Below are 13,409 nucleotides of genomic sequence, written 5' to 3'. Positions count from 1 at the left end.
ATAATACTCTAAGAATTATTTTACATATGGAACTACAAATTAAAGATTTTGAGGACTATGAAAAGACTTATCGTTATAGTGTAGAAAACCCAGAAGAATTCTGGGCAGAAATTGCCGATACCTTCTTTTGGAAAAAAAAATGGACAAATGTTTTAAATTGGAATTTCGAAGAACCCAATATAAAATGGTTTGAAAATGGAAAGCTGAATATAACGGAAAACTGCCTTGACCGTCACATCTATAAGAATGGCGATAAACCTGCAATTATTTGGGAACCCAATGACCCAACAGAAAGTGCACGTATCTTAAGTTATAAACAGCTGTTAGAGAAAGTTGAGCAGTTCGCAAACGTCTTAAAGAATAACGGAATTAGCAAAGGAGATAGAGTTTGTATTTATTTACCCATGGTTCCCGAATTAGCCATTGCAGTTTTAGCATGTGCGCGTGTGGGAGCTATCCATTCAGTGGTATTCGGAGGATTCTCTGCACAGTCCATTGCCGATCGAATTAATGATGCGGAATGTTCACTAGTAATTACTGCCGATGGTAATTATAGAGGAACCAAGCTTGTTGAATTAAAGAGCATTGTAGATGATGCCTTGGTTCAATGTAAGACTATTAATAGAGTTATTGTTTTGACACGTGCGCGTGTAGGAATTTCCATGATTAAAGGTCGCGACGTATGGTGGGAAGATGAAATCCATAAAGTAGAGAGTCAAGGGAACCCATCTTATCCTGCTGAAGAAATGGATGCCGAAGACCCATTGTTTGTATTATATACATCCGGTTCTACGGGCAAGCCAAAGGGAGTAGTTCATACTACTGGTGGCTATATGGTGTATACCGGTTATACTTTTAGTAATGTTTTCCAATATCAGCTAAATGAAGTTTTTTTCTGTACTGCAGATATCGGTTGGATAACCGGCCACTCTTACATCGTTTATGGACCCTTATCTCAGGGCGCTACCTCCTTAATGTTTGAAGGGATACCTACCTGGCCTGATGCTGGCCGATTATGGGATGTAGTCGCAAAACATAAAGTAAATATCTTATATACTGCACCAACTGCCATTCGTTCTTTAATGGCTGCCGGAGATGAATACATAGATAATAAAGATCTAAGTAGTATTACCAAACTGGGTTCTGTAGGTGAGCCCATCAATGAAGAGGCATGGCATTGGTATAATGAGAAAGTAGGAAAGGGAAAAGCACCAATTGTTGACACTTGGTGGCAGACTGAGAATGGAGGAATATTAATTTCTGCTATTGCTGGTATTACGCCAACTAAACCTGGTTATGCCATGTTACCCTTGCCTGGAGTACAGCCTGTACTAATGGATGAGAATGGAAAAGTATTAGAAGGCAATGGTGTTAGTGGTAATTTATGTATAAAATTTCCATGGCCAGGTATGCTTCGTACAACTTGGGGTGATCATGAGCGTTGCCGTTTAACATATTTTTCTACTTATAAAGGAATGTATTTCACGGGTGACGGTTGTTTAAGAGATGAAGAAGGATATTACCGAATTACAGGTAGGGTAGATGATGTATTGAATGTTTCCGGACATAGAATTGGTACTGCGGAATTAGAGAATGCTATTAATATGCATAGCGATGTGGTTGAATCTGCTATTGTTGGCTATCCGCATCCTGTTAAAGGACAAGGAATATATGCCTTTGTAATTATAGAGGAGGGTCATGAAAAAGATATGGATTTAACTCGCAAAGATATCAATGCTACCGTAGCACGTATTATCGGAGCCATTGCCAAGCCAGATAAAATACAATTTGTAAGAGATCTTCCTAAAACCCGGTCAGGGAAAATAATGCGTAGGATTTTACGAAAAATTGTTGAGGGAGATTTTGCAAATGTTGGAGATATTTCTACCCTATTAGATCCAACAGTTGTTGCAGAAATCAAAGAAGGTGCAGAGGCGATGAAGGGTTAATTTTAGATTTTTTTAAAACAATTCCTACTGGCTCATGTTGTCTTTATAATTAATAGAGTATTTATTCTAAACGAGAAAAAAGATGGCAGAGTTGAAATTAAAAGGAGCTTGGAATCAAATTAAAGGAAAAGCAAAGCAATCATATGCTGATTTAACAGATGATGATTTGTTATATGAAGAAGGGAAAGAAGATGAATTAATAGGTCGTTTGCAAAATAAGATCGGTAAAAGCCGTGACGAGGTTGTGAACTGGCTGAATGATTTGTAATCAATATCCCTGATTTTTAGAAAAGCGTCGTGACTTATTAGTTGCGACGCTTTTCTTTTGTTATTTTCGCGTATGACTTTAAAAAAACCAACTATTTTGATCGTTAATGACGATGGAATTACAGCTCCTGGCATTAAAGTTTTAATCGAGGAAATGCAGAAGATAGGAGACGTTACCGTTGTCGCTCCTGACAGTCCTCAGTCAGGAATGGGTCATGCAATAACAATTGGCAAGCCATTAAGGATTGATGAGGTTCATCTGTATCCAAACGTTAAAATGTATAAATGTTCCGGCACTCCTGTAGATTGTGTAAAACTTGCTGTTAACAGGATATTCAAAGGTAAACTTCCTGATATTTGTGTGTCGGGAATTAACCATGGCTTAAACAATTCCATTAACGTTCTTTATTCTGGAACCATGTCTGCTGCGGTAGAAGGTGCAATCGAAGGAATTCCTTCCATTGGATTTTCTTACGATGATTTTGCTCACGATGCTGATTTTGATCTTTGCCGTCCTTTTGTTGGTGCTATAACCAGAGAAGTATTGAAAAATGGATTGCAAAAAGGCACCTTATTAAATGTCAATTTCCCGAATGTTAATCAAATAAAAGGTATTAAAATCTGTCGGCAGGCTAATGCAAAATGGGCAGAAGAGTTTGAAGAAAGAACAGATCCATATAACCGACACTATTATTGGTTGACGGGTGTTTTTAAATCAGACGATCAAGGAGAAGATACCGATGTTTGGGCATTAAAGAATGGTTTTGCTTCCATTGTTCCGGTTCAGTTTGATATGACCGCTCATCATGCTATCCCTGAATTGAATTCATGGGCGTTTGAAGTAGGTAAAGAGCAAGGAGAACATGGAAAACACTTAAAAAACAATGGACAAACTTTTGAATCTAATCCTGGATTAGGATAATAATATTTTGAAGAAAGACAATTTTATTCTAGGATCTATTTTGGGCGCAATAGCTCCAGTCATAGTCTATTTGTTGATTCATTTCAACATGGGTAATTTAATAAATAATAAACCATTTGCATTGTATGGAATTGCTGTTGTATTAAATCTACTAATAACGCGTTATTTTTTTCATTTAAAACTAACACGCAGCGCCCAGGGTGTAATATTGATAACCTTCATTATAACAATGGTTTTGTTATTTTCAGGAAGTCTTAAAATAGCGATATGAAATACTACCTTATAGCAGGCGAAACTTCGGGCGATTTACATGGTGCTAATTTAATCCGGGCACTTAAAATTGAGGACCCTCAAGCTCATTTCCGCTTTTTAGGTGGCGATGCGATGGAGAAGGAGAGTGGCGAAAAGGCTGTCATCCATAGTTCTGCTATGTCTTTTATGGGTTTTATAGAAGTTCTTGCCAATCTATTTACAATTCTTGGTAATTTAAGTAAGGTTAAAAAGGATCTATTAGCTAACCGTCCGGATGCACTAATATTAATAGACTTTCCTGGGTTTAATCTTAAGATAGCGGAGTTCGCCAAGAAAAATAACATTGAAACTTTTTACTATATATCCCCCAAGGTATGGGCCTGGAATCAGAAACGGGTATTAAAGATCAAACGCATTGTTGACCATTTATTCTGCATACTTCCTTTTGAGGTAGAGTTTTATAAAGAATGGGGGATGGATGTTGACTATGTAGGAAACCCATTGTTAGACGCAATCGGCCGTTATTCAACCAACCCTGAATTTCGTAATGATGCTCAATTAAACGAGAAACCTATCGTTGCATTATTGCCTGGAAGCAGGAAAATGGAAATCACTAAATTGCTGCCTTTAATGGCAATTTTACCGAAATCTTTTCCAGGCTATCAATTTGTAGTCGCAGGTGCTCCTGGTTTTTCTGATTCTTTTTATCAGAGTTTCTTTCATCAACAACAAATTCCTGTAGTTTTTAATCAAACATACGATCTCTTAAATAATTCCAAAGCAGCTATTGTTGCCAGTGGGACAGCTACTCTAGAGACTGCACTTTTTCATGTACCACAAGTAGTAGTTTATAAAGCAAATCTTCTTTCTATCTGGATTGCTAAATTGGTAATCAAGGTTAAATACATCTCGTTGGTAAACCTGATTATGCATGTCCCTGTAGTTAGAGAATTAATACAAGATGATTATAATGAAGATATGGTGAAAGAAGAGCTTGAGCGAATCTTACATAATGAACCTTACCGAAGCAATATGTTGCAGAACTACAAAGCTCTCGACCATAAGATGGGTGAAATAGGTGCATCCGAGCGGACAGCCAAATTAATCCTTCACTATTTAAAAGAGTAAACTAATTTCCGATTTTACTCGAAGTCATCAAAGTCGCTTCTTTGATAAGCTCCAGGCGAAGCATGATCACCTGCCTCAAATATGAAGTTAACCGTTTGGATGGAATCGAGCGCAGTAAACGCAAAAGTAGCTTCTGCCATATAAGCATTGGCACCTGCTGTTCCAATACTTTGAGTTAAGTAAGCAGCATCATCAATATATACATCCAGTGTATCATTCCTTCTGTCACCAACATGAAGGCTTATCTCTGGATATTTATTTTTAAGTGCAGTTACAAGCTTCTCACCACTAAGTGAGCTTGTTCCAGCTTCGGGGTTTTCAACTATTGAAAAACGAGCCGTTTCCTCGTTGTAATTAACCTCATACGGCAGCTGTACACGCTCATTATCTACTTCCTTACTTTGTGTACTTAGCGTATCCGTAACCCCATCTTTGTTCTCGCTACTATCACTTATACACCCATTCAATAAAATTAGCGTACTACATGTTATTAGCAAAAACTTAACTCTTAATCTATACATACAATTATATTTAAGGCGTGCTATGTGCTACAGGTATTATTTTACCATTAAAGAATTTATGTCCTGTTAATGCAAACTGCGCAATATACTTACCCATTTCAAAAGCAGCTACAGGAGATTTAAAATCAGGAAATGCTTTCTCAAGCATCTCTGTCTGCGCTGAACCTAAAGCTAAACAATTAACATTGATCTTTTGTTCTGCTAATTCTGATGCCAGGCATTCTGTCATAACATGTAAAGCTCCTTTGCTAGCTGAATAAGCACTTAATCCAGTAAATTTCGCACTTCCCTGATAGCCTCCCATACTTCCAATATTTACAATATGAGAGTTCTCATTCATTAAAGGTACAAGGTTTTGAATCATTTTTATATGCCCTAATAAGTTGCTTTGCAACATTTCAGCAAAATCAATCTGATCCAATTCCATAAAAGGTTTGTTAATTAATGCTCCTGCGTTGTTAATTAATATATCAACAGTCCCTAATCTTTGCTTAAGAAAAGGCACTAAACCCCCTTCATAATCATCATGAACAATATCAAATTGGGTAGAATAAAGCGTGCAATCCGGATTTAACCCTTTAGCGATATCAAAAAGTGTTTTTAATTTATTAGCTGTTCTTGCTATGGCGACGACTTTATTATTGGAATTTAAAATCAGTTCTAAAACAGCTTCAAAACCAACGCCGCTACTCGCCCCGGTAATTACAATATTCATTATGTTTGGCTTTAATTATATAAAGTTACGAATTTGAAAACTATTCTTAATCTTCTTCTTTCTCTTCTATATCGCTTTCCTGAGGTAACTCCTTCTCTCCCAAAGCTTGCGGATTGAAAATAAAATAGGTGCCAAGGGTAGACATTAATGCAGCAATAAAATAATATAGTAAACTTATCAAAACAGCTAAATGAGGATCCAGATTAAAAATGTCGGCCCCATATAGAAATACTACTTCCCTTGCACCAAGTCCTCCAACTGTAAAAGGGAAAATAGCTACTAAAGAGGAAACCAAGAACATAAAGAGGTAGGGAGAAAACTTACCATCAAAATGTAAAGCATAAAGCAAACATATAGCACTTATCAGTTGCAGCGATTGCACACAAAGTGCTTTAAAGTGGGTAAGATATAATGACTGGCTATAGTCGGCAAAAAACTTCTTTAAAACAACGAAGTAAATAAGAGTACCACTTAAAACAAGCGCTATAGGCATCCAGGATGGGATTTGTAGTTGTGGTATGAAAATAATTAAGGCTGCTGTTATCAAGCACAGCGCCCATAAACCACTTAACCTATCGAAGAAAATAGCCATTAATAAGCGCCTTCCTTTAATATGGAATTTACGACGCAAGAAAAATATTTTATAGCCATCGCCGCCTATTCCACCCGGTAAAAACAGATTATAGAACATGCCCAACAGGTAGAGCTTGAAATTGTACTTCTCAGAAATATGCAAGCCAACTCCTTTGAAGATGCCATTTAAACGAGTTGAAGTAATGACTTGAGAAATGAAGAAAACAATAAAGGCCAGAATGAAAAAGATGGGATCAGATTCAGTTATTGCTTCTTTCAAATCTTTAATAGAGACCTTGCTAAATACCAAGTAAAGAGAAACAAGCGTGATGCCGATTTTAAGAATGAGCTTGGTTAGCCCCCATAATTTCTGTTTCGTCATTTAATAATGGCTGAATAGATGATTTGGCCAAAGGTAAACAAAGCTATATAATTTGAAAGAGTTTGATATTATAAATAGCGTTGCTTCTTCTTCATGGTATGGTTTTTGGTAATTTAATTTGTAAACTTGTAAAATAACATCCATGATATGAAACGAACCATTCAACTTTTTTGCCTAATAAGCATGATTGCATTATTGGGAGCATGTACAGCTCGACAAGTCAACAATTCTCCTACGGCTTCTTCTTGGCGTAATGGAGTTAAAGGACAATGGACATTAAATTCAGTTGAAAAAGAGAACTTTCCAACGGGAGCATCTGTAAAAACTATTTTTGATGAAGCCGCTGTAGACTGTTTCATTGGAAGCACATGGAATTTAACCGGTAGCGGAAAGGGATCAATCACTTTCAGTCAATCAGGAAGTTCATGTTCTCCAGGTGCAGTACGCGATATCTTTTGGTCAATTAATCAAGATCCTGGAACAACTAGCTTCCAATTTCAATTTAAGAAAATTATGCCCGGCGATCGTGCAAAAGATGTAACAGCCGGATATAGCTTAGATTTGGTAAGTGCAAACAATAATGGTTTAGTACTTAGTATGCCCTTAAATGTTAACGGAGAAACTAGTTATTTGGTTTTCCATTTTAGTAAGAACCAATAAGAGCAGATATCTGTAGTAATTACAATATATAATGTAGAAAAGCCTTCAATTTCATGAAGGCTTTTCTTTTTATTAGAAAATAATTTATTGAACAATAGCCGGTTAAGAATTTTATTTCAAAAATCTTTCTTAATATTTTTGAAATATAGAATTCTACTCTATATTTGCAATCCCAAACGGGGAGATTAGCTCAGTTGGTTCAGAGCATCTGCCTTACAAGCAGAGGGTCACTGGTTCGAATCCAGTATCTCCCACCAAAAAGGTATAATAAACCCAACAAAACCCTGTAGATAAAATATCTACAGGGTTTTGTTTTTAACAATGATTTCTAAAGTCATTTATGGATATCTTACCATAAAATTCTGCCTTTGTATTTGCTGCCAATTCACTTAAAAGCATAGTCAACAGCACAAGTTGCAACCTCTAGACAAATTTTCTCTTTCTTTTTAAGTCTTTAACCTATTGATAATCAATAGTACATTACTATTGGTATGTAGAGTACAAAAAAGTATATACTTGCCAAAAATATACAGATGCTATACTTTTGCAACTTAATAAAAGCACAAATAGTATGAGTTTAGATAAAAAAGGCAGACCTACTGTTATGAAAGCAATCAGACAACACGAATTTGGTGGAACTGAAGTTCTTCGTTATGAGGATGCACCAATACCAGAAGTAAAAAAAGGAGAAGTTTTAGTAAAAGTCAAATCGATTGGACTAAATCCTCCCGACTGGTATTTACGTGATGGATATAAAATGCTACCTCCGGAATGGCAACCTAAAGTTCCATTTCCTATTATTCTTGGAACAGATATTTCGGGAGTAATTGTTGAGGTGGATGAAGATGTAAAGGAATTTCTTATAGGTGATGAAGTTTATTCTATGGTACGATTTCCAAGTTACGGTCCAAGTCAAGCCTATGCTGAATACGTTAGTGTTCCAGTTTCAGAATTAGCATTAAAGCCAAAAAATATTGATTTTATTCAAGCCGCCGCTGCACCCATGTCATTACTTACAGCATGGCAATTTTTGATTGACCTTGGGCATAATGAACCTAATCCTCTTCAACCAAACCAACATGTGCCGGTTCCCCTCGCTGGCAAGAAAGTACTTATAAATGGAGCTGGTGGAGGAGTTGGGCATTTTGTCGTACAACTTGCGAAATGGAAAGGAGCGCACGTTATTGCCGTTGCTTCCGGAAAGCAGGAAAGTATTTTGCGTGAAATTGGTGCTGATGTGTTTATTGACTATACTAAAAATACTCCTGAAAATATGGTATCCGATATTGATCTAGTTGTTGATTGTGTTGGCGGTTCAACTACGGGTCGCTTTTTAAAGACACTTAAAAAAGGAGGTGCATTATTTCCCATTTTTCCTTTAGGTTTTTCTGGTGCCGATGAAGCGAAAAAATTGGGTGTTACGGTATCTGCAACACAGGTGCGTTCTAACGGCTCACAGCTTTCAGAACTTGCTGATTTGATTGATAATGGTACAATTAAAGTTATTATTGATAGCGTTTTTCCTTTATCGGATGCTAGAAACGCACATGAAAGAGCTGCAGAAGGACATATACAAGGAAAAATAGCACTTACAGTTTAATAAATTGGATATGAACATAAAGGAATTAGAAGACAGACTTGCGCTTAAAGAGCTTATTGATACTATTTCAATTCTAGGAGATAAAAAAGATTTTGAAAATCAAGTACAGCTATTCTCAGCAAATGCTATATCTGAAACGATATCAGAAGGGAAAACGATATTAAGACTTGAAGGCAGAAAAGAAATGGCACAAGCATTTCCAAAATTCCTTCAAGACTTTGAAACTATTTATCATTTCAATGGTCAGCAGGTAGTCCAAATTGATGGAGATAATGCTACAGGAAAATGTTGTTGTTTAATTACGCTGATAGCCGCTGATAGTGGCAAAAAAATAAAAACTACAATTGGTGCTACCTATGAAGATAACTACATCCGTATAAATAACCAATGGTTAGTTTCTAAAAGAGTCGGTCGCTTTATGTGGCAAGATAAAACGGAAATAAAATCCTGAAAAATTGACACTTTACCTAAGTACAAAGTACTGTCTGTAAAAGTCAGTACTTTGTACTTAGGCTTTTCAATAGTATAATCCGTAACTCTCAAATCGACCTATTGAGATTTTGTATCAGAACAAATCGACTACTTTTGTAAATGACAAATTCACTCGGTCATAGAAACATTATTAATATACCCTTAGCTTTATTCCACCATTAATTACCAAACCATCAACTGGTGCATAAATATCCCTAAAAACCGGGGTGCTTATGCTACCCGTATATATCGGATCGAATTTTGTCTGGAGAGTATTGGTTAGGTTTTCGAAGTTGATGAAAATTGAGAAACGTTCCCACAGCTTTTCAGCCATTAAGCCAGCTGTCCAATACGCGTTCCCTATAGTACCATCATTTAGCTTTTGTTTACCAAAATAATAGGCTTCTGCACCAATCTTCCATTGGTCTTCCACTTCATACATCAACACATTATTCAATCGGTGTTTAGATACAAGGGGATAAGAGGTACTGCTATTTCCAATGTGTTGATTTACATCAGCAAATGTATATCCGACAAATAATTTAAAATCCCCATAAGTGATTTTGGCATTGGTTTCCAGTCCTTTTGTATCCAGATTACCATCTGGTTGTAAATAAGTCAGATCAGTACCTGCTGCGGCTGTTAAAAGAATAGGATTATTGATTCTTGTATAGAAAAATAGCTGATTAATGCTGAACCCAACTTCACCATCCAATAACGTTGTGCGGTAATTAATATCATAATTAGCACCATAAGATCGTTCGGCTTTTGTATTGGCAACATCAATGGGCAGAACATTCCTGAATTGTACTCTTTCTGCATCCTCGGTAAAAACACTTGGTGCTTTATAGCCTAATCCTCCGCCTAAACGTGTGGAAACATGATCATTGATTTTCCATAGGCCGGAAACTCTTGGCAGTAAAAAGAAACCGTATTCGTTGTGATAATCACCGCGAATACCCGATTCAATTGTAAATTTCTCGGTCGCATTCCAGGTATTCTGCAAAAAGCCCCCGATCGTTTTGTAGTTATAATCTCTTAAAGCAAAATCGCTGTTATTGTCTTCTTTAAAGTTATCTGTAAGAAGGTTGATCCCGGCTACGAAATCGGTGCTTTCACTATGCCGACTGTAATTGGCTTCACTGTAAGTAGATAGCTGCAAACCGGAAAATGAATAATCCGGAAGACGGATACTGCGATCATAATAACTTACTGAATTTCGAAAGATTAACTTTGCTTTATCGTCCAGGATATGCTCAAGTTCAACTTGTGTACTGTAACGTTGTGTTTGATTTTCCTCAAAATAAGAATGAGTCGTGTTGCCATTACCTTTGAGATATTCCATATCACCTCCTATTCGCTTTTCTATAGTCGTATTTAATCCTGCGGAGAGTGTGGTGGCACCATTAAAATATAGAAATAATTTCGGGTTTAGGGTGAACCGATTGAATTTCGGGATGGCTGAAAGTCCTATATCTGAAGGATCATAAGCTGTTCCTTTATTATAAGCGGCATAAAGGGTTGCACCTGTCTTATTAAATTTTCGGGCGTAAAAACTACTCACATCAAGGCCTAAAGCGGATGTTCCGTTTAAAAGAATATTTAATTGAGGCTCTTCCGTTGGCTTTTTAGATACTAAGTTAACAAGCCCCGCTATGGCACCACCGCCATATAAGGTAGATGAAGACCCTTTAATTACCTCCACCTGCTGCAGATCCAATGGTGCAATCTGGAGCAATCCCAACCCTCCTGAAAAACCTGAATATAATGGAAATCCATCGCGAATCATCTGGGTATATTTTCCATCAAGTCCTTGAATGCGTATGCTTGAATTTCCACTAGTAGCAGATGTCTGCTGGGTTTGGATACCGGTACTTTCTGCAAGCAACATGCGGATGTCTCCTGGTTTCATATTACCCTTCTCATCCAATTCTTCTCCGGCAATAACTTCTACACGGGTAGGGATATTATCAATGGTGCGGGTGCTTCTGGTAGCAGAGATCACTACTACGTCCAGTTCCTCATGCTCGCTGGTAGCTTCCGGCAGCACAGGTGTCGGAATCGTATCGTTTGTTATGGTTAAAGTATCCGCTTGGCTGATATAGCCATCTTTTGTAATTGCCTTATTGGTGTTTTGGGCATAGGAAGATGCTGAGAGAAACAGCATAGCCATTGTCAGTAATTTCACAAAGCAAAGGTATCGATTTAATGATTAAAAGCGATTGTAATTCACTTAAATGAGATTAAAAGTATTTTCAGGATAGTGCATGATAGATACGTAAGCTAGAAAATTATATTTGTATTAATTAACCTAATTAACCAAATTATGAATCCAATAGACCGGAGAGATTTTCTAGCAAAGCTCTCACTAACAACCGCTGCACTCTATATACCAAATTATGGTTTTTCATCTTTCAAAAAGCAGGACGAGTTTATTGATGTAGAAATTGCACATGGTAAAATAAGAGGAGCTAGAAATGAAGGTGTTAATGCATTCAAAGGAATTCCCTATGCCGGGCGGGTTTCTGGTGATAGGCGCTTTCGTAGGCCTGCTCCCTTAGAATCCTGGACAGGTGTGCGAGATGCATTACAATTGGGCGCACCAACAATTCAATCTCCAAGACAGAATGAACCAGCTCCTTCCGAAGATTGCCTTTTCTTAAACGTCTGGACTCCCGCAAATGATAATAAGAAACGGCCGGTCATGTTTTACAGTCATGGAGGCGGTTATGTTACTGGTTCTGCAGGCTCAAACGGACAGGATGGAAGCAATTTAGCTCGTAATTTTGATGTTGTTGTGGTAGAAACGAATCACCGCTTAGGGTTATTAGGATTTCTCTACTTGGATGAAATTGCCGGATCAGAATACAAAGGATCTGGTAATAACGGTATGTTGGATATTGTGGACGGTTTAAAGTGGGTAAATGAGAATATTTCTCAATTCGGAGGAGACCCTGATAATGTGATGATTTTTGGTGAATCGGGAGGAGGAGGAAAAACATCTTGTTTATATACCATGCCTGATGCTTCACCCTATTTTAATAAAGCGTCTATTGAAAGCGGCCCGGGTGTTCGTATGATGACAAAAGAAAATGCAGTTGAGACTACGGCTATACTTTTGAAAGAACTTAATATTTCTACTAGTGACTGGAGGAAACTACTTAGTATAAGTGCTGGCGATTTATTGACTCTACAGAATAAGTTCTCTCCTGTACCTCCTTTCATTGAAGAGAATCCTAATCGTAAATTAACAGGCTTTGGCCCGGTGGTAGATGGTGTAGCTCTCCCTCATCATCCTTTCGATCCAACGGCACCGGCAATATCAAAAAACAAACCTCTATTGGTAGGATGGAACGAAGATGAATACAATTTCTTCGCTTGGCAGTCAAAAGATACTGAAACTTTCAAACTTGATTTTGATGGTATTGAAAAGAAACTCGAACCAAGATACGGAGAGAATACTAAAAGGATTATCGACGTATACCGTAAATCTCGATCCAAGGCATCTGCACCTGATATTTTTGTAGCAATCTCCTCCATCACAATGATGGGTTTAGGCTCTGTTAAGATTGCAGAAAAGAAGAATGAACAGAATGGTGCACCTGTTTATTTATATAATTTCGGCTATAAATCTGAGACGAAAATTCCCGGCACAGACTATCCAATGGGTACTCCGCATGCAATGGATATTTCTTTTAAATTTAATAACGAAGTTCCATCAAATGGTTCTAACACAGGCAGCTTTTTTGGCGGTAATAGACCGGAAAGGTTTACTGCTTCTCACAACTTTGCAGAACTATGGACTACCTTTGCTCATACCGGTAAGCCCGCAGCTGTAAATGCACCAGAATGGCCTGCATATAATCTCCAAACTCGACCAATGATGCGAATCGATACACAATGTGAAGTAATTAACAATAGATATAGCGAAGAACTTGCTATGTGGAGATCTATTGGAAAATTATAGGA

12 protein-coding genes and 1 tRNA gene are annotated in these 13,409 nt (G+C 37.4%); 9 read left to right on the top strand and 4 right to left on the bottom strand.

What is annotated here, in order from left to right; translation table 11 throughout:
* Nucleotides 1-26: 26 nt before the first annotated feature.
* The 4 genes from acs to lpxB all read left to right on the top strand — a co-directional run bounded on the left by acs (nt 27) and on the right by lpxB (nt 4,518).
* On the top strand, nt 27-1,949 hold the full coding sequence (acs, locus tag VL047_RS08955; RefSeq protein WP_325359812.1) for an acetate--CoA ligase: 1,923 nt from the start codon (nt 27-29) through the stop codon (nt 1,947-1,949).
* 82 nt (nt 1,950-2,031) lie between these two features.
* Nucleotides 2,032-2,217 carry a CsbD family protein gene (locus VL047_RS08950; protein WP_325359810.1) on the top strand — a complete coding sequence of 62 codons (186 nt, stop codon included), beginning with the start codon at nt 2,032-2,034 and terminating at the stop codon, nt 2,215-2,217.
* Between the two features lie 72 nt (nt 2,218-2,289).
* Nucleotides 2,290-3,138, top strand: coding sequence for a 5'/3'-nucleotidase SurE (surE, locus tag VL047_RS08945; protein WP_325359808.1), 849 nt, complete (start codon nt 2,290-2,292; stop codon nt 3,136-3,138).
* A gap of 267 nt (nt 3,139-3,405) precedes the next feature.
* On the top strand, nt 3,406-4,518 hold the full coding sequence (lpxB, locus tag VL047_RS08940; RefSeq protein ID WP_325359806.1) for a lipid-A-disaccharide synthase: 1,113 nt from the start codon (nt 3,406-3,408) through the stop codon (nt 4,516-4,518).
* Between the two features lie 14 nt (nt 4,519-4,532).
* Here lpxB and VL047_RS08935 read toward each other — a convergent pair whose 3' ends face one another.
* Genes VL047_RS08935 through VL047_RS08925 form a run of 3 tightly spaced genes read right to left on the bottom strand, consistent with a single transcriptional unit; the run spans nt 4,533 to nt 6,709 of the window.
* Nucleotides 4,533-5,039 carry a hypothetical protein gene (locus tag VL047_RS08935; RefSeq protein ID WP_325359804.1) on the bottom strand — a complete coding sequence of 169 codons (507 nt, stop codon included), beginning with the start codon at nt 5,037-5,039 and terminating at the stop codon, nt 4,533-4,535.
* A gap of 10 nt (nt 5,040-5,049) precedes the next feature.
* The gene (locus VL047_RS08930) at nt 5,050-5,754 is read right to left on the bottom strand and encodes an SDR family oxidoreductase (protein WP_325359802.1); all 705 of its coding nucleotides are present in this window, start codon (nt 5,752-5,754) and stop codon (nt 5,050-5,052) included.
* 46 nt (nt 5,755-5,800) lie between these two features.
* The gene (locus tag VL047_RS08925) at nt 5,801-6,709 is read right to left on the bottom strand and encodes a lysylphosphatidylglycerol synthase transmembrane domain-containing protein (RefSeq protein ID WP_325359800.1); all 909 of its coding nucleotides are present in this window, start codon (nt 6,707-6,709) and stop codon (nt 5,801-5,803) included.
* 147 nt (nt 6,710-6,856) lie between these two features.
* Here VL047_RS08925 and VL047_RS08920 point away from each other — a divergent pair, with 147 nt between their 5' ends.
* From VL047_RS08920 to VL047_RS08905, 4 genes are all read left to right on the top strand, one after another.
* Nucleotides 6,857-7,369: a hypothetical protein gene (locus VL047_RS08920; protein WP_325359797.1), complete on the top strand. Its 513-nt coding sequence runs from the start codon at nt 6,857-6,859 to the stop codon at nt 7,367-7,369.
* Nucleotides 7,370-7,548: 179 nt separating this feature from the next.
* Nucleotides 7,549-7,626: transfer RNA gene (locus VL047_RS08915), tRNA-Val, on the top strand.
* Between the two features lie 314 nt (nt 7,627-7,940).
* A complete protein-coding gene (locus tag VL047_RS08910; protein ID WP_325359795.1) occupies nt 7,941-8,969 on the top strand; it encodes an NADP-dependent oxidoreductase in 1,029 nt (342 codons plus the stop codon).
* A 10-nt stretch (nt 8,970-8,979) separates the two neighbouring features.
* A complete protein-coding gene (locus VL047_RS08905) occupies nt 8,980-9,420 on the top strand; it encodes a nuclear transport factor 2 family protein (protein ID WP_325359793.1) in 441 nt (146 codons plus the stop codon).
* A gap of 171 nt (nt 9,421-9,591) precedes the next feature.
* On the opposite strand, the gene VL047_RS08900 is transcribed toward VL047_RS08905, so the two are convergent.
* Nucleotides 9,592-11,613, bottom strand: coding sequence for a TonB-dependent receptor plug domain-containing protein (locus VL047_RS08900; RefSeq protein ID WP_325359791.1), 2,022 nt, complete (start codon nt 11,611-11,613; stop codon nt 9,592-9,594).
* A gap of 153 nt (nt 11,614-11,766) precedes the next feature.
* Here VL047_RS08900 and VL047_RS08895 point away from each other — a divergent pair, with 153 nt between their 5' ends.
* Nucleotides 11,767-13,407, top strand: coding sequence for a carboxylesterase/lipase family protein (locus VL047_RS08895; protein WP_325359789.1), 1,641 nt, complete (start codon nt 11,767-11,769; stop codon nt 13,405-13,407).
* Nucleotides 13,408-13,409: the final 2 nt, after the last annotated feature.

The sequence above is a fragment of the Albibacterium sp. genome (assembly GCF_035514885.1).
GTDB lineage: Bacteria > Bacteroidota > Bacteroidia > Sphingobacteriales > Sphingobacteriaceae > Albibacterium.
This window is presented reverse-complemented; position numbering and strand designations above follow the sequence as displayed.